22 protein-coding genes are annotated in these 19,377 nt (G+C 69.4%); 7 read left to right on the forward strand and 15 right to left on the reverse strand.

Annotated features, from left to right (window positions below; translation table 11 throughout):
• Nucleotides 1-54: 54 nt before the first annotated feature.
• A complete protein-coding gene (locus ALI22I_RS38535) occupies nucleotides 55-1,233 on the forward strand; it encodes a VWA domain-containing protein (protein WP_143532654.1) in 1,179 nt (392 codons plus the stop codon).
• 12 nt (nucleotides 1,234-1,245) lie between these two features.
• Here the strand turns inward: ALI22I_RS38535 and ALI22I_RS38540 are convergent, their stop codons facing one another.
• Complete coding sequence (locus ALI22I_RS38540) at nucleotides 1,246-1,710, reverse strand: hypothetical protein (protein ID WP_143532655.1); 465 nt, start codon at nucleotides 1,708-1,710, stop codon at nucleotides 1,246-1,248.
• Between the two features lie 60 nt (nucleotides 1,711-1,770).
• Nucleotides 1,771-2,244 (reverse strand): hypothetical protein, encoded by a 474-nt coding sequence (locus ALI22I_RS38545; RefSeq protein WP_238598770.1) that lies wholly within the window; start codon nucleotides 2,242-2,244, stop codon nucleotides 1,771-1,773.
• A gap of 275 nt (nucleotides 2,245-2,519) precedes the next feature.
• On the opposite strand from ALI22I_RS38545, the gene ALI22I_RS38550 reads away from it, so the two are divergent.
• From ALI22I_RS38550 to ALI22I_RS51495, 3 genes are all read left to right on the forward strand, one after another.
• A complete protein-coding gene (locus tag ALI22I_RS38550; RefSeq protein WP_077010523.1) occupies nucleotides 2,520-3,278 on the forward strand; it encodes a DUF2470 domain-containing protein in 759 nt (252 codons plus the stop codon).
• 93 nt (nucleotides 3,279-3,371) lie between these two features.
• A complete protein-coding gene (locus ALI22I_RS38555) occupies nucleotides 3,372-4,070 on the forward strand; it encodes a CPBP family intramembrane glutamic endopeptidase (RefSeq protein WP_238598822.1) in 699 nt (232 codons plus the stop codon).
• Nucleotides 4,071-4,452: 382 nt separating this feature from the next.
• Nucleotides 4,453-4,599 (forward strand): hypothetical protein, encoded by a 147-nt coding sequence (locus tag ALI22I_RS51495; protein WP_179118497.1) that lies wholly within the window; start codon nucleotides 4,453-4,455, stop codon nucleotides 4,597-4,599.
• Between the two features lie 30 nt (nucleotides 4,600-4,629).
• On the opposite strand, the gene ALI22I_RS38560 is transcribed toward ALI22I_RS51495, so the two are convergent.
• Complete coding sequence (locus ALI22I_RS38560) at nucleotides 4,630-6,690, reverse strand: caspase, EACC1-associated type (RefSeq protein WP_077010525.1); 2,061 nt, start codon at nucleotides 6,688-6,690, stop codon at nucleotides 4,630-4,632.
• 1 nt (nucleotide 6,691) lies between these two features.
• The gene (locus ALI22I_RS38565; protein ID WP_077010526.1) at nucleotides 6,692-7,051 is read right to left on the reverse strand and encodes a hypothetical protein; all 360 of its coding nucleotides are present in this window, start codon (nucleotides 7,049-7,051) and stop codon (nucleotides 6,692-6,694) included.
• Between the two features lie 199 nt (nucleotides 7,052-7,250).
• Between ALI22I_RS38565 and ALI22I_RS38570 the strand changes: the two genes are divergently transcribed.
• Both ALI22I_RS38570 and ALI22I_RS38575 read left to right on the forward strand, forming a co-directional pair.
• Nucleotides 7,251-8,498, forward strand: coding sequence for an arginine deiminase (locus ALI22I_RS38570; RefSeq protein WP_077010527.1), 1,248 nt, complete (start codon nucleotides 7,251-7,253; stop codon nucleotides 8,496-8,498).
• Between the two features lie 108 nt (nucleotides 8,499-8,606).
• Nucleotides 8,607-9,170 (forward strand): ferritin, encoded by a 564-nt coding sequence (locus ALI22I_RS38575; RefSeq protein ID WP_077010528.1) that lies wholly within the window; start codon nucleotides 8,607-8,609, stop codon nucleotides 9,168-9,170.
• Nucleotides 9,171-9,247: 77 nt separating this feature from the next.
• On the opposite strand, the gene ALI22I_RS38580 is transcribed toward ALI22I_RS38575, so the two are convergent.
• From ALI22I_RS38580 to ALI22I_RS38605, 6 genes are all read right to left on the reverse strand, one after another.
• On the reverse strand, nucleotides 9,248-9,751 hold the full coding sequence (locus ALI22I_RS38580) for a hypothetical protein (RefSeq protein ID WP_077010529.1): 504 nt from the start codon (nucleotides 9,749-9,751) through the stop codon (nucleotides 9,248-9,250).
• On the reverse strand, nucleotides 9,748-10,419 hold the full coding sequence (locus tag ALI22I_RS38585) for a hypothetical protein (protein WP_077010530.1): 672 nt from the start codon (nucleotides 10,417-10,419) through the stop codon (nucleotides 9,748-9,750). Before ALI22I_RS38585 ends, ALI22I_RS38580 begins: the two co-directional genes overlap by 4 nt.
• On the reverse strand, nucleotides 10,416-10,859 hold the full coding sequence (locus ALI22I_RS38590; RefSeq protein WP_083752398.1) for a SigE family RNA polymerase sigma factor: 444 nt from the start codon (nucleotides 10,857-10,859) through the stop codon (nucleotides 10,416-10,418). Before ALI22I_RS38590 ends, ALI22I_RS38585 begins: the two co-directional genes overlap by 4 nt.
• A 179-nt stretch (nucleotides 10,860-11,038) precedes the next feature.
• Nucleotides 11,039-11,362, reverse strand: a complete 324-nt coding sequence (locus tag ALI22I_RS38595) for a DUF952 domain-containing protein (protein ID WP_077010531.1) — start codon at nucleotides 11,360-11,362, stop codon at nucleotides 11,039-11,041.
• A gap of 74 nt (nucleotides 11,363-11,436) precedes the next feature.
• Nucleotides 11,437-12,384 carry a DUF5926 family protein gene (locus ALI22I_RS38600; RefSeq protein WP_077010532.1) on the reverse strand — a complete coding sequence of 316 codons (948 nt, stop codon included), beginning with the start codon at nucleotides 12,382-12,384 and terminating at the stop codon, nucleotides 11,437-11,439.
• Nucleotides 12,385-12,399: 15 nt separating this feature from the next.
• The gene (locus ALI22I_RS38605; RefSeq protein ID WP_077010533.1) at nucleotides 12,400-13,107 is read right to left on the reverse strand and encodes a glycerophosphodiester phosphodiesterase family protein; all 708 of its coding nucleotides are present in this window, start codon (nucleotides 13,105-13,107) and stop codon (nucleotides 12,400-12,402) included.
• A gap of 92 nt (nucleotides 13,108-13,199) precedes the next feature.
• Between ALI22I_RS38605 and ALI22I_RS38610 the strand changes: the two genes are divergently transcribed.
• Nucleotides 13,200-14,432, forward strand: a complete 1,233-nt coding sequence (locus ALI22I_RS38610) for a cytochrome P450 (protein ID WP_077010534.1) — start codon at nucleotides 13,200-13,202, stop codon at nucleotides 14,430-14,432.
• A gap of 10 nt (nucleotides 14,433-14,442) precedes the next feature.
• Here ALI22I_RS38610 and ALI22I_RS38615 read toward each other — a convergent pair whose 3' ends face one another.
• From ALI22I_RS38615 to ALI22I_RS38635, 5 genes are all read right to left on the reverse strand, one after another.
• Nucleotides 14,443-15,459, reverse strand: a complete 1,017-nt coding sequence (locus ALI22I_RS38615; RefSeq protein ID WP_077010535.1) for a glycerophosphodiester phosphodiesterase — start codon at nucleotides 15,457-15,459, stop codon at nucleotides 14,443-14,445.
• A 236-nt stretch (nucleotides 15,460-15,695) separates the two neighbouring features.
• Nucleotides 15,696-16,601 carry a DUF4328 domain-containing protein gene (locus ALI22I_RS38620; RefSeq protein ID WP_077010536.1) on the reverse strand — a complete coding sequence of 302 codons (906 nt, stop codon included), beginning with the start codon at nucleotides 16,599-16,601 and terminating at the stop codon, nucleotides 15,696-15,698.
• Nucleotide 16,602: 1 nt separating this feature from the next.
• A complete protein-coding gene (locus ALI22I_RS38625; protein WP_077010537.1) occupies nucleotides 16,603-16,941 on the reverse strand; it encodes a rhodanese-like domain-containing protein in 339 nt (112 codons plus the stop codon).
• Between the two features lie 109 nt (nucleotides 16,942-17,050).
• A complete protein-coding gene (locus tag ALI22I_RS38630) occupies nucleotides 17,051-18,637 on the reverse strand; it encodes a solute symporter family protein (protein WP_077010538.1) in 1,587 nt (528 codons plus the stop codon).
• A complete protein-coding gene (locus tag ALI22I_RS38635) occupies nucleotides 18,634-18,984 on the reverse strand; it encodes a DUF485 domain-containing protein (RefSeq protein ID WP_077010539.1) in 351 nt (116 codons plus the stop codon). Before ALI22I_RS38635 ends, ALI22I_RS38630 begins: the two co-directional genes overlap by 4 nt.
• Nucleotides 18,985-19,377: the final 393 nt, after the last annotated feature.

The raw sequence follows: 19,377 nt of genomic DNA on the forward strand, positions 1-19,377 counted from the left end.
CCGCGACGTTCGACGCCATCCTCGGCACGGCGGCTGGGAAGGGTGGGTGTCCGGGTGACTCGCGATAGCGCGGCAGAACGGCAGCGGCGGTGGAGGTTGTTGCTCGGTGGGGCGGCCGGGGATTTGGGGGCGCTGGGGGAGGACGACCAGCGGCGGGACTCTGCGCTGACCGGGTTGTACGGCGGTGGTGGGGATGAGGCGCCGTCCGGTGGGGGTAAGCGGAGTGCTGGGCTTGGTGGGTCGTCGCCGGTGTTGCACCGGTGGTTGGGGGACGTTCGGACGTACTTCCCCAGTTCGGTTGTGCAGGTGATGCAGCGGGACGCCGTTGAGCGGTTGGGGTTGCGTCAGCTGCTGTTGGAACCGGAACTGCTGTCCAGTGTCGAGCCGGACGTGAGTCTTGTCGGCACGTTGGTCTCGTTGTCGCGGGCGATTCCGGAACGGACCCGCGAGACCGCACGGGCGGTGGTGCGGAAGGTGGTCGAGGACATCGAGCGCAGGCTTGCCGACCGGCTGCTGGCCGCGGTGCACGGTGCGATCGACCGGTCTCGGCGCACCAGCCGCCCTCGGCTGTCCGATGTGGACTGGAATCGGACGATCCGGAAGAACCTCCGGCACTACCAGCCCGACCAGCGCACGGTCGTCGTGCAGGACCTGGTCGGCAACAGTCGGCGCAGTCGGCAGGCCTCGCTGCGGGACGTGATCCTGCTCGTCGACCAGTCCGGGTCGATGGCGGAGTCCGTCGTGTACTCGGCGGTGTTGGGGGCGTCGCTCGCTTCGTTGAAAGCCGTCGACACGAAGCTGGTCGTGTTCGACACCGAGGTGGTCGACCTGACCGAGCAGCTGAAGGACCCGGTCGACCTGTTGTTCTCCACCCAACTGGGTGGCGGCACGGATATCAACCGGGCCGTTGCCTACGGACAGTCGTTGGTCCGCCGGCCGACGGACACGGTGATGGTGCTGATCAGCGACCTGTACGAGGGCGGTGTGGCGCGTGAGCTGCAACGTCGGGTGCGGGAGTTGGTGCAGAGCGGGGTGACGGTCGTCGTCCTGCTGGCGTTGTCCGACAGCGGCACGCCCGCCTACGACCACGAGTTGGCGGCCAGGTTGTCCGAGTTGGGCGCGCCCGCGTTCGCCTGCACGCCGGACCGGTTCCCCGACCTGCTGGCGACGGCGTTGCGGCGCGAGGACGTCGCGGCCTGGGCTGAGCAGAGTGGCATCCCGGTGGGACGGTGAACGACGGCGGGCTCACCGGATGACCACCCGTCCGAGGGTCAGGAACGGCGCGCCGCGGGTCAGCACCGCCGTGCGGCCGTGCGGGTCGGGCCCGGCCAGCCACACCTGCCCACCTCGCCGGATGTTCTCGCGCACCCGCTCAGGTATCTCGGACAGCCGCAGGAAGGTGCGGTCCGAGCCGGCCGTCTCCAGGTATGTCTGCCGCCCGACACGCGTCCGCCCCGGCACGAAGTGCACCGACACCGCGTGCCGCGGGTACGTCGCGAGCAGCCGCCGCAGGCTGCGCCGAGAACAGAAGTGCCGCAACCCCGGCACGGCGAACTCGATGCACAGCGGCGTCAGCACGAACACCCACCGCGACCCGATCCACGCCGACACCAGCCACAGCACCAGAAACGCCAGCAGCGCAAGCCCGATGAACCCGACCGCACGGCGATCCGCACTGGTCAGGCATCTGCGCACCCAAGCCTCACCCACCACTGCTCCCAGCAAACCAGAAGTCCGGTCCTGGGGTAGCCAGGAAGATGATCAGCAAACTCAGCTGCGCACGACCTTCGCCGGAAAGAGTTTCGGCACACCACGGAACGTAACCACGGTGTTCCCGCCACGGTCGGGCGCCACGAACCACGCCCGGCGGTGCCGGCTGATCCGACCGCGCGCCATGGGACCGGCGCTCACATCCAGCACGAGCGGCCGGGTGCCGTGCACGACGAGTCGTCCCCCGCGCCAGTGGATGCGCACGTAGACCCACGCGTGATCCCCCATGACCCGGGTGAACGGCTGCCGCCGGGTGAGCCCGAACCCGAGGACCAACACCGAGAACAGCAGCAGCACGAGCGGCAGGGCGGACGACACCGCGAACACGAAGACCAGCGCGAGTTGCAGCACAAAGGCGATCGCGCCCAGGACGACCCAGCCGAACGCCCGTCGGCCGGCGATCTCCAGGCAGTACTGCGTCCACAGGTCATCGAGAGCCGCACCTTCGGTGGACGGCTTGTTCGGCACGACCACGAGCCACCTCCGCCAGGCGAGCCCAGATTACGACGAATGCGCGCCGCGCCGAAACGGCCAACCGGCCCGTTCCGCGGACTCCCGACCGCCTCCGGCGTCACCTCACCCGGCGACCCCGCTCGGCGTGCCGTTTGCCAACCACCTAACCTGCGACAACGATCGGCAACGACGGCAACGATTCGGCTTTACGCCGATCGTGACCGGATGGACAGGTCGCGGGACTACCGTCGCCGGACTCCATCAAGTTAGGCTACCCTAAGTTGGGAGGTGAGCGGATGAACGAGACACGTCGACCGCCGGCACCGCACGCGGCGGAGCGGGCTCGCACCATCGCCGCCCGGGGTGGCCGAGCGGCCCTGTTGCCGTCCGACGGCACGGAGAACCGGATCACGCCGGTGCTGCACCACGTCCACCCGCACGGTGACGTGACGATCGTGCTGCCGGACGAGCACCCGCTGGTGGAAGCCGCCCTCCGGACCGAGCTGACCGCCATGCTGGAAGTCGCCGACCAGGCGCCCGTCCAGCTGCGCGAGCCGGTCCGCGGCCTGCTCTGGATCACCGGCTGGCTGCGCACGCTCGACCCCGTGGAAGCCCGCGAGGCGAGCCTCCAGGTCGCCGACGCGCGCCCGGACCCACGACTGCTCGACATCGGGCACGGCGCGTCCGTGCTGCGGCTGAGCCCGGCGTCGCTGGTGGTGGCCGACGCCGAGGGCACCACGTCGCTGCGCCCCGAGCTGTTCGCGCAGGCGGAGCCGGACCCGTTCGCCGCGCACGAGGACCACTGGCTGCGTCACCTGGAGCTGTCGCACCGGGACGTGGTCGGGCTCCTCGCGCAGCACCTGCCGGACAACCTGAAGGGCGGTCACGTCCGCCCGCTCGGCCTGGACCGGTTCGGTCTGCGGCTGCGGGTGGAGATGTCGGACGAGGACCACGACGTGCGCATCGCGTTCTCCCACCCGGTGAGCACGTCGCAGGAGTTGGCCGTGGAGCTGCGTCAGCTGATGGGCTGCCCCTTCCTGGCACAACGCCGCTGACGGCGTAGTTAACGTATGGGTGTGATCGCAGCCCAGGACCTCGACGCCCCGTCTCGCCGCGGCTACCAGCTGGAACTGCTGCTCGTCTTCGCCATGACGCTCGGGCTGTCCGGGGTGCGGAGCCTGGTGCGGCTGCTGGACAGCCTGCTCGACCCGGTGCCGCTCAACGAGCAGAAGGTCGCGATCAACGTCCCGCAGGCGCGGTTCGACCTGCTGGACCTGATCGCGCAGCTGCTCAGCGTGGTGCAGCTGGCCGCGTGGGGCGGGCTCGGTCTGTACCTGCTGTGGCGCGGCGGGATCAGGCTGAAGGCGCTGGGGCTGGACCGCACCCGGATCGGCCCGGACGCGTTGGGCAGCCTCGGCCTGGCCGCCGTGATCGGCATCCCCGGGCTGATCTTCTACCTGGTCGCGTGGAACCTGGGGCTGAACCTGGCCGTGCTGCCGTCCACTCTGGACCAGTCGTGGTGGCGCAGTGTCGTGCTGGTCCTCTCCGCCGTGGGCAACGCGTGGGCGGAAGAGGTGCTGGTCGTCGGCTACTTCATCACCCGGCTCAAGCAGCTCGGCTGGCGCGACAACACGGCGTTGCTGGCCAGCGCGGTGCTGCGCGGCTCGTACCACCTGTACCAGGGGTTCGGCGGGTTCATCGGGAACGTGGTGATGGGGCTGGTGTTCGGCAAGGTGTGGCAGCGGACGAACCGGCTGTGGGTGCTGATCATCGCGCACGCGCTGCTCGACGTGGTCGCGTTCGTCGGCTACACGGCGTTGCGCGGTCACGTGTCCTGGTTGCCGTGAGCGGTAAGTAGTTCTCGCGAGGTAGTCGCCGCTCATCCGTCGGACGGACGCGTGCGGACGTCCGCGCGCAGATGTCCGGTTCATCGCCTGAACCTAGCTGGGGTCATGGACGACCTCGATTGAACATAGGGGTTCCCCTGAGCGGGGGTACGCCTGATTCAAGGTTCCCCGGGGTCCCGAACGGCCGCGTTCAAGGTCCTCGTGGTCCGGGACGGCCGCGGTTCAGGGACGGCCGCGGTTCAACCCGGTCTGTCAGCCGAACCAGCCGGGCACGTCGACCGGGAATCCGGCTCAATGCGACTCAGCGCTGATCACGGCCCTCCGGTCGGGAAAGCCGCTGGACGACCCCCGGCTGGAGGCACTGCGGCAGTTCACCCTCCGGGTGCTCGCCACCTCCGGCGAGGTGCCGGACGACGAACTGACCGAGTTCCTGAACGCCGGCTTCACCACCCGCAACGCGCTGGAGGTGGTGCTGGGCATCGGCACGTACACGATGTCCACGCTGGCCGACCGCCTGGTCCGCGCCTGAGCACCGCCGCACAGGGTCCGGGCAGTGCGGCTAGCCGACCAGCAGGAAGCGGGAGGCGGTGCGGGCGGCAGCGTTGACCACGACGCGTGCCACGCCCGCCGAGTCGAGCAGCGACGGGTCCAGGTCCTCGACGGTGATCGCCGCGTTCTCCGCGATGCGCCGCGCCGGTTCGGCGAACGCGGCGGCGAACGCCTGCCAGCCCGCGATCTCCTCGGCTGTGCCGACCGCGTCCGCGGCAAGACGGGCGCCCACCTCGGCCAATCCCACCCCACCACCGCGCAACACGCCCTCGTGCGCCGCACTGTGCACGGCACGTACAGCGCGCTCCACCTTGCCCACGTCCTCAGCACCAGCCCAGATGAGACCGGCGGCGTCATCACCGGCCGACGCGCGCCCGGCGAACATCACCGTGTCCCGTTCCGTCACCACGACTTTCACCGCGCGCCCCAGCGACCGCAGGATTTCCGACCCACCCGGCAGGTTCCCGTCGAGTACCGAGCCGCCCACCACCCCTTGGAGTCGGTTCAGGTGGTCGGGGTCGGCGACGACCGCGACGACAGGCCGCTTCATCCCGATCCGCACCAACTCGGCCAACGTCGCGCGCGGCAACTCCTCGCACACCACGAGCACGCTCTGATCTGCACCGACGTTCCCGAACACAGTCTTGAGGCCTCTGGGGAGGGGGCCGGTCTTCAGCAAGACCCGCGAGTCGACCAGGACGGCCTCACGACGGGCGGTGTCGGTCACGAACATGCTCGACGCGTATCCCCGGTCGAGCCGCATACCGCGACCGATCTCGTACTCCAGCCCGAAACCCTTGCTCTCCTCGACCAAGATCGGCCCGCGCCGCCCGGTCGCCGCGACCACGTGCCCGATCAGCTTGCCGATCTCGACGTCACCCGCCGCGGCCGTGGCCAACGCGGGCACATCCGGCATCTCCAGCGGTTCCGCGGCCTCGCGGATCAGTTCGCCCGCCCGCTCGGCAGCCGCTGTCACGCCGCGCATCAGCCGTACCGGGTTGTGGCCGTCCCGCATGGCCTCGACCAGCCCGCCGATCGCCCCGCGCGCCACGGCCACCGCCGACGCCGCACCGTCACCGGCGTCCCGCCGCACCTCCTGCACCAGGTCCCGCACGTACCCCGCACCGAGCGAGTCACGCGGATCATCAGGCTGGAACGCGGCCACGATCGCCGACGCGTCCGACAGCTCCACCGGCCTCCGGTCCACGAACACCACGGCCCGCCGACCCATCGGCCCCAACGTTCGGCACACCGGTTCGGCGGCGGCCCGGAAACCGCGTGACACCAGCAGTTGCCCGGACGTGTAGGACGCCGTGCGCCGCAGCTGCCTGCCCGGCGCGCCACCGGCCCGCGCGATCCGCAGCGGCTGCGACGAGCCGTGCGCGAAGAACTGCGGCGTCTGGTCGGGCCGCCGAACGCGCACCTCGCCCTGCGTGTACTTGAACAGCTCGTCGACGTCGACCCACCCGTCACCGTCGAGGTCGGCGTTCCCGCTGGCCAGCCCCTCGATCAGGACATCGGTGAACAACGACGCCTGCGGCGCGTCCAACGACAGCGAGTCCTGCTCGAACGCGTACTCGTAGGCGTTGGACGCGGTCATCACCACATAGCCGGTGCCGACGTCGTCCAGCACGGTCGTCTCACCCGCCTTGAAGCCCTCGACGAACGCGCCGCTGAAGCAGCAGTCGAGCAGCAGCAGCCGCCCGGACGCGCGGCAGTCCTCCAGCTGCTCGTTGAGGAACGATCGCGGGATCGCGGTACCGGCGGGCCGGTCCTGCACGGTGTTGGACGCGGCGAAGTACAGCCGACGCGCGGGCGTGGTGAGGCCGTGGCACGAGAAGTACAGCAGCACCAGGTCTTCGGCCTCACGCGCGGCGAGCACCTCCTCGACCGCGCGGCGGATCTCGTAGTCGGTCTTGTCGCGCAGCACCTCGACCGAGGTGAACCCGCCGACATCCGGGTCCTCCAGCACGGCGGCGAGCCGTTCCACGTCCTGCTCGGGCGCGCGCAGCCGGCTCAGCCGGACGTCCTCGTACTCGCCGGTCGCGACCAGCAGGGCGTAACGCCCCACCTCACCCCTCGCTCTCGTGCTCGCGCAGCCACGTCTCCAGCAGGGCCTTCTGCGACCGCGCGTCGACGCCCTCGACGGTGATCTCGTCGTCACCGGTCTTGATCGTCACCTTGCGCGCGCTGCCGCGCTGCACGAACGACGTGACCACGGACGCGACGGCGGCGGCCACGGCGGCGGGCAGCGCGCCGTTGAGGACGAGTTCGGCGACGGTGGCGCCCGCGCCGCTCTTCGAGCCGCTCGGCGCCTGGGCGGGCGCGGGTCGTGCGTCGACCTTGGCGGCCCTGACCAGCTCTTGGAGCAGCTGGTTCGTCGCCGGGGCGGCCTGGCCCGGCGCGTCGATGAACAAGCGGAAGTCCGCCACTGATCCTCCCCTGTAGAACACGATCATCCCGCAACCACGTGGACGGACCGGCGGTCCATGCGACAACGCAACGTTTCAATGGCCAACTACGTCACTTACGCAATGAATCGCTATTATCAAGCCTTCATACGATCGAGTTTCACCGGAATAGGCCACTCAGAGCTGCTGATCCAGCCGATCTAGGGTTACTCTCGACCCCGTGACTGCGCACATCGCCCAGACCGAGTCCACCGACGGCGTGCCGGCACCGGCGCCCCGAGTCGACAGCGAGGTCGGTCCGCTGCGCACGGTGCTGCTGCACCGTCCCGGCGCCGAGCTCAAGCGGCTCACCCCGCGCAACAACGACCAGCTGCTGTTCGACGGGGTGCCGTGGGTGGACCGCGCCCAGGAGGAGCACGACGCGTTCGCCGAACTCCTGCGCGGCCGGGGCGTCGAGGTGCTGTTGCTGTCGGACCTGCTGGTCGACGCGCTGCACGACGACCGGGCCCGGATCGCGGGCATCCACAGCGCGGTCAACGAACGGCGACTGGGCATCGACCTGGCCGACGCGTTGCGCTCGCACCTCGCGTCGATCAGCCCGGACCAGCTGGCCGCCGCACTGATGACCGGCATGACGTTCGAGGAGCTGCCGGCGGCCGAGGGCGCGTCGCTGGTCCGCAAGATGCACCACCCGATCGACTTCGCGGTCGACCCGCTGCCGAACCTGCTGTTCACCCGCGACTCGTCGGTGTGGGTGGGCGACCGGGTCGCGATCACGTCGCTGGCGCTGCCCGCGCGTGACCGGGAGACCGCGCTGACCGACCTCATCTACGCCTACCACCCGCGGTTCCGCAAGACGGGCCGCGCGTACGGGGCGCACTCCGCGCCGGTCGAGGGCGGTGACGTGCTGCTCCTCGCGCCGGGCGTGCTGGCGATCGGCGTCGGCGAGCGGACCACGCCGGCGGGCGCCGAGTCGTTCGCCCGGTCCGCGCTGGCCGACGGCCTGGCGCACACCGTGCTGGCGGTGCCGATCACGCAGGAGCGGGCGACCATGCACCTGGACACGGTGTGCACGATGGTCGACCGGGACGCCGTGGTGATGTACCCGGCCGTGCGGGACAACCTGTTCGCCTTCCCGGTCCGTTCGGACGGCGCGGGCGGCGTCGTGGTCGAGGACCGGCGCCCGTTCCTGGAGGCGGCGGCCGACGCGATGGGCATCGAGAAGCTGCGCGTGATCGACACCGGGCTGGACCCGGTGACCGCGGAACGCGAGCAGTGGGACGACGGCAACAACACGCTGGCCGTCGGGCCGGGCCTCGTCGTGGCCTACGAGCGCAACGTGGAGACCAACGCGCGCCTGGAGGACGCGGGCGTCGAGGTGATCCGGATCAGCGGCTCCGAACTGGGTTCCGGCCGCGGCGGGCCGCGCTGCATGTCCTGCCCGATCGATCGCGCGCCACTGGTGTGAAATACGTCGCGAAAGGGTTGCCTAAGCTTTCTTCGGTAACCCTTTCCTCACCTTTCAATAGCCTTACCTGAAATGCATTAAACCGCACATTCGGTTATTGTCTGAGCCATGGCGGTCAACCTGAAGAAGATTTCACCAGCACGTGTTTCGAAGTTCCACGGCCTGCTCCAGCAGCAGGTCCGCAACGAGTTCACGGCCTCGCAGCAGTACGTGGCCATCGCGGTCTGGTACGACGCCAACGACCTGCCCCGCTTGGCCTCGCACTTCTACAAGCAGGCTCTGGAAGAGCGCAACCACGCGATGATGATCGTGCGGTACCTGCTGGACACCGGCCTGCCGGCGGCCGTTCCCGGCGTGGACGACGTGCGCAACGAGTTCGCCGGACCGCGCGAGCCGATCGCGCTGGCGCTGGAGCAGGAGAACAAGGTCACCGAGCAGATCGTGGCGCTGGCCAAGGCCGCCCGCGACGAGGGCGACTACCTCGGCGAGCAGTTCCTCCAGTGGTTCCTCAAGGAGCAGGTGGAGGAGGTCGCGTCGATGAACACGCTGCTCACCGTCGTGGACCGGGCCGACGGCAACCTGTTCTACGTGGAGAACTTCCTCGTTCGCGAGCACGTGGGCGAGGAGGGCGCCGACCCGACCGCGCCCAGGGCTGCTGGCGGCACCCTGTAACGCGGTCCCGCACCGAGCGCGAAACCGGAACGCCCGTCGGCGCGAGACGGGCGTTCCGGCCGTCCAAGTCCGGCAGGTCAGGTCAGGCAGGCCCGGTCGACCCTGGTCAGCCCCATGCCGGTGAGCGTGTCGCCCGCGTTCTCGAAGAAGAACTTGTACTGGGTCTCGCCGTCCAGCGCGCGGATGAAGCCGTGCGGGTACTGCTCCACGTCCGGGTAGACCTCGTGCATGCGCGCCCGCGAGTCACCGATGCGCAGGTTCTCCGGTGTGCGGACGCTCGCCTCGACCCGGATCTCCACCGCGACGCCGCCCTCGACGCCGATCCAGCCGCGCACGACCTTCAACGCGTAGACCGGGCACGAGAACTCCGGCCCGCCCGCCTCCTCGCCGATCTCACCGGTGGCCCGAAGCTGCTCCAACGTCATGCCCAGCCGCACCGCACCGACGCCGCGGGAGTCGAGCACCGGCGTGTCGTCCACCTCGACGGTCTCGCTGACCGTGATCGTGGTGGGCGCGGTCGGCCGAGGGGTCGGGTCGCACGCGGTCAGCAGGAACAGCGCCGCGATCACCACCCGTTTCATTGGTCCCCCAGGTCGCACTCGGTCGCGTTGGACTCCATCCGCACGGCCGACACCTTGCCGGCGTCGTCCAGCGGGAACGTGTACTGCCACTCGGGCGTGCCGGTCATCCGCACGGTCAGGCGGTCGCCGTGCCGCTCAGCCTCCGGGTACCGGGCCAGCACGTCGTCCACCGACGATCCCGCACCCACCCCGGACGGCGTCACGGCCCCCAAGGGCAGCCTGATCCACACGACGACGTGGCGCGGGGACACCACGACGGCCTCACCCGGCACGGTGTCCAACACGTAGACCGTGCACCTGTCGTTCCCGGTCCGGAGGTAGGTCAGCCGGGGATTCGATGCCAGCAGCTCATCGACGGACATGCCCAGCCTGTAGGTGGAGTAGCCGCTGGGCTCCACCACTGGCCGGGGCACGGTCACCGTCGCCGTCTCGACCACGGTGGACCTCGCGGGGGCCGCCGGGTCGTTGACCAGGTTCCCGATCCCGCTCACCGCGATCCCGCCCGCCAGCAGCACGGTCAGCGAGAACGTCGCCGCCACCGCGATCCGTGAGCGCCGTCGGCGGCGCGCACCCGCCACGATGTCGTCGGCCGCGTCCGGCGGGGCGGGCAGGTCGAGGCGTTCGTCGGCGAACAACTCGCGCAGCCGGTCGTCCAGTTCCACCGTCACCCCTCCTCCAGCCTCTTGCGCAACGTGGCCATCGCACGGCTGTTCTGGCTCTTCACGGTCCCCGGCGAGATGCCGAGGGTGGCCGCGATCTCCAGTTCCGACAGGCCCTCGTAGAACCTCAGCACGACCACCGCCCGTTGGCGGGGCGGCAGAGTCCGCAGGGCCTGCCACAGCGGCTCGTGCTCCAGCCGGTCGATACCCGATTCGCCGATGGCGTCCGGTAGGTCGGGGACAAGCTTCTCCCGGCGGTGTCTCCGCCACCAGCTGATGTGCGTGTTCGCCATCGACCGCCGCGCGTACGCCAGCGGCTCGAACCCCTTGCGCGTCAGCGACGCCCAGCGCGCGCCCAGCTTCTCCAGCACGGTCTGCACCAGATCGGACGCATCGTGCGGGTTGCCGGTCAACGCGTGGCCGTACCGCAACAGGCTGGGCAGCGACATCCGGACGAACTCCCCGAAATCCGTCCGGACGTCGACGTCAACGTCCACATCCACCCATTCGACCGGCAGGACCGCCGTCACCTCGTTGCCCCCTTCCGGCGACCTCCCGACCGCCGTCGAGGTGTTCACGCGCGAAGGGTGCGACCCGTTGTCATCCGGAAGGTCACAAATCGGCTAGGTCACAAAACCGGCAACGGCCGGAACGCGCCGTCGGAGTCCGGCGTGAACTCGTGCACGGCCACCACGGCGTCGGCCGGGATCGGCCCGTAGACGTGCGGGAACCACGGGCCGTCCTCGGTCTCCCCCGGCTCCCACAGCACGGGCAGGCCTTCCGGGTCGATCACCAGCAGCACCAGGTCGTGCCGGTTCGGGTACAGGCGGTTGGCGGGCAGGTGCACCGTGCCGGGGTCCGAGCAGTGCACGAAACCGTCCAGGTCGAGCGGGATCGCGCCGTCCTCGCGGGCACGCGTCCACTCGGCCTTCGGGCTGATCCGCAGGATCACTGCGCCTCCACGGTTGCGGCCGGCGAGTTGTCCACAGGACCTGTGGACAACGTGGGGGATACCTGTGGACAGCTTCAGCGCAGGGTGATCTGCCGGCCGCGCAACCCGTCCCGCGAACGCCGTTCCGGCTCGGTGAGCGGTTCGGCGTCGAGGCTGGTCAGAGCGTCCTGCAAACGCTTGCTCAACGCCTCGGCGCCGGGCGCCCACTCGCTGGAGTGCAGTTCGCGGTCCAGGTCCCAGACCGGCACGAGCAGACCGTGCGCGCGGAACGAGCCCGCGTACCGGGAGCCCTCGCCGAGGTCCAGTTCGCCGCGCACGGACAACCGGGCGAGCGCCGCGAGCAGCGTCTCCTCCGGCTCGGGGCGGACCCAGCGCAGGTGCGCCTTGTCGCCCGCGTCGACCCAGTAGGCGGCTTCGACACCGGGCGCTTCGACGCGTTCGGTGGGCAGGATGGCGGCGTTGGCGCGTTCCAGGGACAGAGCGACGTCGCCGGTGGGCTCGTTGTCCGGCGGCAGCCACCACGCGAAGTCGGGGTGCAGCTCGGGGCTCAACGTGGCCTCGGGGTCGAGCAGGTCCTGGAGCCGGCCGGGGTTCTCACCCTGGTCCGGGCCGACGACCGGTAGGGCGTCACCGGTCGCCGCGGTCAGCGCCCACTGCACGGCGCGGGCCAGGTCGCGGCTGAGGTCGCCGGAGCGGGTCTGCACCTGGAGGCCGACGAACGCGGTGCCGTCCGCGCGGATCAGGCCCGCGGCGGCCATCGGCAGCACGGTGGCCAGCACGACCTCGCGGGCGGTGCCGTCCTTGAGCGGCAGCTTCACCGTGGCCGACGGGACGAACTCGCGCAGCGCGATGAGCTCGGCCTCGGCGGCCAGGCCTTCGAACGGGCGGGAGACGATCACGTCCGCCGCACCGCCGGCCGCGCCGTGGCACGCCTTGTAACGCTTGCCGGAGCCGCACGGGCACGGCTGCCGCGGGTTGACGCCGTCCGCCGGCTTGTCCTTCACGGCTGTCCGCTTCGCCACCGCGCCTCCTCGGTCTCAGGGCTGGTCGGGCGTCAAGTTATCCGCAAGGTGCGCACGCGTTTCGTCCGGGTTGTTGGTGGCGAGGAACCTCACACCGCGTTCACGGCACAACGCTATGTCAGCCGGATCGTCCGCGGTCCACGTGTAGACACCGTGCCCCCGGTCCGGGTGACGCCTGAGCAGGTGAACTCCCGGTCCGGCGTAGTCGACGAAGCGCGGCCGGGTCTGGGGCCACAACCGGTCGTAGAGCAGCACCGTCGGCACTTCCGGCCGGAGCTTCTTGAACCGGTGCACGGCGAACACGGAGAACGACATCATCACCACATCGAGCCGATACCGCTTCAGCTGATCGGCGAGCGTGCGTTCGACCCGGCTCCCGTACCGCACGGGGTGCTTGGTCTCGATGAACAACCGCGTGCCGTGGTCGGCCGCCAGCCCGAGCAGCGCGTCCAGCGTCAGTACCTCGGCGGGCTCGCCGCCGTGCCAGCTGCCGAAGTCGTGCCGGCGCAGTTCGTCCAGCGTCATCGCGCTGACCGCGCCCGATCCGGTGCTGGTGCGGTCGATCGTGCGGTCGTGCAGGCACACGAGGTGCCCGTCCTTGGTGAGCCGCACGTCGCACTCCAGCCCGTCGGCACCCTGCCGCAGAGCCAGCTCGTACGCGGCGAGGGTGTGCTCGGGACGGCGGGTGGACGCGCCGCGGTGGGCGACGACTTCAGGCGACACGACTGCGATGCTGCTGGTGGAGTACCGACCGGGTCAACTCGACTACAATTGGTCACGGTCCGCAGTAAATTTGCAACATCAACCACACTCGGATGGACGCGAGCGAGGCGCAAGACCTACCGTCCGTGATCGTGGCCTCTTTCGACCAGCACGATTCGGCTTTCATCGCCGATCCGTACCCCGCGTTCGCCGCGATGCGCGCGCAAGGCGAGGTGCACTGGCACGAGGAGATGGGCGTCGCGCTGGCGGTATCGCACGCGGCGGCGTCGGCGGTGCTCAGGCACCGGTCGCTCGGCCGGATCTGGACCGATGCCAAGCCGATCGAGCGGTTCACGTCGTTCAACCTGCTGCACCGCAACTCGCTGCTGGAGAACGAGCCGCCCACGCACAGCCGGCTGCGCAGGCTCGTCGCCGCCGCGTTCGGCCGGGGTCACGTGGAGCGGTTGCGGCCGTGGATCGCGGACCTGGCGGACCGGCTGGTGGACGAGTTGGTGGCCAAGATCTCATCGGAAGGGCAGGCCGACCTGCTGTCCCACGTGGCCGCCCCGCTGCCGGTCGAGGTGATCGCCGAACTGCTGGGCGTGCCCGCGGCGGACCGGGCGCTGCTCCAGCCGTGGTCGAACGCGATCGTGAAGATGTACGAGTACGGCCTGGCCGAGGAGAAGCAGGCGGCGGCCGAGCACGCGGCAACGGAGTTCGTGGCGTATTTGCGGGACTTGATCGCGCTGCGCCGGACGTCACCGGGCAACGACCTGGTGTCCGACCTGGTCGTGGTGACGGACACGGACGGCGCGAAGCTGACCGAGGACGAACTCGTCGCGACCGCCGTGTTGCTGCTGATGGCCGGCCACGAGGCCACGGTCAACGTCATCGGCAACGGCGTGCAGGCGTTGATGAAACACCCGTCCGAGTGGCAACGACTCGTCGCCGATCACACCCTCCTGCCCACGGCAGTGGAGGAACTGATCCGCTACGACTCCCCGCTACAACTGTTCGAACGCACCGCCACCGAGCCCGTCACCATCGCCGGCCACACCGTCCAGCCAGGCCAGAAGATCGCGGCGTTGCTGGGCGCAGCAGCCCGCGACCCCGAGGTATTCACCGACCCGGACACCTTCGACATCAGCCGCAACCCCAACCCCCACCTGGGCTTCGGCATGGGCATCCACTACTGCCTGGGCGCCCCGCTGGCCCGCATCGAGGTCGAGGCAGCCCTGTCCTCCCTGGCCCGCAAGCTGCCGGCCGCGGAACTGGCCGCCGAACCCCGCCGCCGAGCCGAGTTCGTCATCCGAGGCCTCCACGACCTACCGCTCACGAGCGCGTAGTCCCTGACTATCACTTGATCGTGTACTTCTTCGGCAGCTTGAACCCGCGTTCGGCCATCACGGTGCGGAGGCGGTCCGGGTAGTCGGTGATGATGCCGTCCACGCCGTCGTCGATGAGCTTGTGCATGGTGGCGGGGTCGTTGATGGTCCACGGGACGACCTTCAGACCGTGCGTGTGCGCCTCGTCCACCAGGGCTTTCGTGGTGAAGGGGACGTAGTTCGGGTCGCCGACCTTGCCGTTCTGCGGGTTGCCGTGGACCGGGGAGAGGGCGGAGGCGCCGAAGCTCTTCACGGCCTTGACCACGCTGCCGCCGAAATCGGCCAGGTTCAGGCCGCCCGTCCACGGGGAGCCGGGGCGGAGGAATTCGGGCTGGGTGAGGGCGACCAGCGGGAGGCGCGGTTCGGCCTTGCGCCACAGCATCAGCGTGCCCCAGTCGAACGACTGGATGGTGACGTTGCGGTGGAAGCCGGACTTGCGGATCTCGCGGGCGGTGACCTCCACGAACTGCTCGCGTGGGGCGGTCTCGTGGGGAGCGGCGGCTTCGACCTTGGTCTCGATGTTGAACTTGACGTTGAACGCGCGGTAACGGCGGGCCAGGGAGAACACCTCGGCCAGGGTCGGCATCTTCGCGCCCGGCGAGAGTTCCTGGTTCGGGTACTGCGACCAACGCTGCGAACCGCAGTCCAGGGTCCTGACCTGGGCGAACGTCAGGTCCTTCACGTACTTGCCCGCGTAGGGGAACGCCGGGTCGCCGGGGACGGCGGGTGCCGTGTCGGCGCACTTGGCGGGGTTCGTCTTGCGGTCGTGGGTGACGACTTCGCGGCCGTCCTTGGTGATCTGGACGTCCAGTTCGAGGGTCGTGACACCCAGTTCGAGGGCCTTGACGAACGCCGCCAACGTGCTCTCGACCGTCAGCCCGATCCCACCCCGGTGGGCCTGGAGGTCGAACTTCTTGTCACCGCCGTGCGCATTCGCCACGCCTGGGAGCAGGACAGAAAGAACCAAAGCTGCCGCAAGTGCCCGCATGGGGTTTCACGTTGGCACGCAGTCGTCAGGAGCCCAACTGCCGCAAGAAGAACGACCATTGAACAGCGGGAAACGCGAGCGTTGCGGCATCGGGGTTCTTCGAGTCATCCTGTCATCGTGGATAATCTTCCGCGAACCCACGATTGCGCTTACCGGTCCGGTCAGCCGCGTAATCCTCGAGTTCCCACCCGCCTCGGCGAGATGATGATCAATTCCCGCGTGCTTGCCGAGCGGGGTCAGCGCGGGGAGCCTGAGGAGCGGACGGGGCGCAGGGTGGGCGGTGGGGCGTCTTTCACGTCCACGACCCTCATGCGGCGGATCGTGCCCGCGTCCACGGGGAGCAGCAACGTGGTGATGCGGCGGACCACCACTGCGGTCAGGATTGCCACGGCGGCGGCCAGGAGGTCTGCGATGGCGTGGAAGAGGACGCCGTCGGCCAGGGCCTGGACGCTGGAGTCGAACGACCACACGATCGTGAACAGCACGAACGCGCTGGTGAACGCCCACAGGGCCCACCACCAGCGGATCATTTTGGAGGGGGTGGGGCGGGTGGTGGCGGGTTCGCGCAGGGCGGCGTGTTCGAGTTCGGCCAGCACCGAGCCCGGGACCACCAGGTTCACGCCGGGGATGACCAGGCTGATCAGGACCTCGCGGTCCGACCTCGACGGGCCGTAGCCGGCTTCGGCGGCGGCGGCGTTCCTGGCGCGGCGCAGCCACAGCAGGGTGAACACGAAGGCCGTCGCGGACGCCACGAAAGTCACCACCGACGAGGCCACGACCATGGCGTCCGACACGCCCACCGTGGTCGAGGAGAGCGCGCCGTAGCGGCTGAGCAGCAGCAACACGTAGCGCCAGATCTCGCTACCCGCCGCCCACACCGCCGTCAACGCGGCCAGCCCCAGGGCGTGGGACGCGGTCCGGGCCAGGCGTTGGGCCTGGTCGACCGTGTCGGCGGGCTGGTCGTCGTCCATGGCCACGGACGTGGGCCAGCGCCACGCCAGCAGCGGGAAGCCCCAGCGTGGTGGCACCGGGTACGACGGCGGGCCGGTGTAACCCCGCCTCGGCGCACCGAGGCGACGGTGCGGGTAGGCGCCGGGTGGCGGGGTCGCCACCCAGTCCACGCGCATCGGTCGCAGCGCCATGTCAGATGACCTCGGGCTCCGCGCCGTCGACCTCACCGACCAGCGGACGACCGGTCGCTGCCCACACCTGCATGCCGCCGTCGACGTTCGTCGCGTCCCAGCCGTTGGCGTTGAGGTACTGCGTGACCCGCGCGGAACGGCCGCCGGCGCGGCACACGACGTAGAACTCGCTGTCGCCCGGCAGGTCGCCGAGCCTGCCCGCCAACTCGCTCATCGGGATGTGCAGGGCGCCCGGGGCGTGGCCCGCCGCCCACTCGTCCGCCTCACGGACGTCGAGCAGCACTTTGCCCGCCGGCAGGTCCACCGGCACCTCGGACACTTCAACGCTGGGAACGGTCACGTGTCCATGCTGCCACGCGAGCTATGAACCGGGGATAAGGAGCACGCCGGCCGCCCTCCCGGAACGGGAGTGACGGCCGGCGCGGTCCCAGCGGATCGGACTGGCGGCCCTAGTGGGCGGTAGCCTTCTCGGCGCCGACGCCCGTGAGCGCCCGCACCTCCATCTCCGCGTACTTCTCCTTGTCGTCTTCCTTCGACATGACCGTGCCGATGTAACCCAGCAGGAACGCCACCGGGATCGACACGATGCCCGGGTTGGACAGCGGGAACAGGTCGAAGTCCGCGGTCGGGAACATCGACGTCGCCTTGCCGGACACCGCGGGCGACAGCACGATCAGCGTGATCGTCACCGCGAGACCGCCGTAGATGCTCCACAGCGCGCCGGAGGTGTTGAACCGCTTCCAGAACAGCGAGTACAGGATGGTCGGCAGGTTCGCCGACGCCGCCACCGCGAACGCGAGGGCCACCAGGAACGCGATGTTCTGGCCGTTGGCCGCGATGCCGCCGACGATCGACACGATGCCGATCACGATCGCGGTCCGCCGGGCGACCTTGACCTCGGCGTCCTTGTCCTCCGCCGCACCCTTCTTGATGATGTTGGCGTAGATGTCGTGCGCGAACGACGCCGACGCGGTGATCGTCAGACCGGCCACCACGGCGAGGATCGTGGCGAACGCGACCGCCGCGATCAGGCCGAGCAGCAACGGTCCGCCAAGGGCCTCGGCGAGCAGCGGAGCCGCCGAGTTCGCCTTGCCGGGTGCCGCGTTGATCTTGTCGGGGCCGACGAGCGCCGCCGCGCCGTACCCGAGCACCAGCGTGAACAGGTAGAACAGGCCGATCAACCAGATCGCCCAGACCACCGAGCGACGTGCTTCCTTGGCGGTCGGCACGGTGTAGAAGCGCATCAGGATGTGCGGCAGACCGGCCGTGCCCAGCACCAGCGCGAGGGCCAGCGACAGGAAGTCCAGCTTCGACGTGCCGGTCGCGCCGTACTGCAAACCCGGACCGAGCAGCTTCTCGCCGGCCTTGGGCGCGTTGTCCACGGCCGCGCCGAGCAGGGTGGACAGGTTCAGGCCGTACTTGGCGAGCACCCAAACCGTCATCACGCCCGCGCCGACGATCAGCAGGACCGCCTTGATGATCTGCACCCAGGTGGTGCCCTTCATGCCGCCGATGAGCACGTAGGCGATCATCAGCGCGCCGACCACGACGATCACGACGGCCTGGCCGCCCTTGCCGGTGATGCCCAGCAGGAGCGCGACGAGACCGCCGGCGCCCGCCATCTGGGCCAGCAGGTAGAAGAACGACACGGCCATCGTCGACGTGGCCGCCGCCGCGCGGACGGGGCGCTGCCGCATCCGGAACGCGAGCACGTCACCCATCGTGTACTTGCCGGTGTTGCGCAGCAGTTCGGCGACCAGCAGCAACGCGACCAGCCACGCCACCAGGAAGCCGATGGAGTACAGGAAGCCGTCGTAGCCGTTGACCGCGATGGCACCCGCGATGCCTAGGAACGACGCGGCGGACAGGTAGTCGCCCGCGATCGCGATGCCGTTCTGGGGCCCGGTGAACGCGCGGCCCGCGGCGAGGTAGTCGGCGGCCGTCTTGGTGTTGCGGCTGGCCCGGATGACGACGACCAGGGTTGCCGCGACGAAGATGCCGAAGATGCCGATGTTGAGCAGGGCGTTGCCGTTCACGCTTGACCCCCTTCGAGCTCGTTGCGGAGCTTCTCCGCCTTGGGGTCGAGGTTCTTGTTCGCGTGCCGCACGTACAGCGTGGTGATGGCGAACGTCGAGACGAACTGGAGCAGGCCGAGGATCAGGCCGACGTTGATGTTTCCGATGACCTTGTACGACATGAACCCGTGCGCGTAGTCCGCGAGGAGTACGTACATCAGGTACCAGGCCAGGAAGAGGCCGGCCATGGGGAACACGAAACTGCGCAGCCGCCGACGGAGCTCGACGAAGTCAGGGCTGTTCTGCACTTCTACCCAGTTGTGTTCGCCGTGGGTTTCGGCTGGGGTGTGCTGCTCAGAGGTGCTCACGGTCCCCTCCTCGCGTACTTGACGACGGTGTGAACGGCACGTAAGTCCTCCTGGTGCGTTCCTGATACGCGGAGCACCGTAGGGAGACCTGGCTCACGCCTGAAAGACCTTTCGCGTGACTCTGCGCTCAACAGTCGAGTGATGCGATGAGCGGTAGGAATGCTGAGACGAGCTGCCACTCGGGTGATCGAAATCACCGGTAACCGGATCGGTGTCTTTATCTTCACCCGTTTGAGACCTATGCCAACCCACAGCTACCAAGCGCCAGGGCGGAACGGGTACCAGCAGGTCAACACGGGGTGACGAGTGGTAGCAGGACCGATCAGCGGTCTGGACCTACGCCGGAAAGCTCAACATTACGTGAGCGAATTCACAAATGTAGGGCCACTCGGA

Origin of the sequence: Saccharothrix sp. ALI-22-I, from assembly GCF_001984175.1 — a bacterium.
In the GTDB taxonomy this organism is placed as follows: domain Bacteria; phylum Actinomycetota; class Actinomycetes; order Mycobacteriales; family Pseudonocardiaceae; genus Actinosynnema.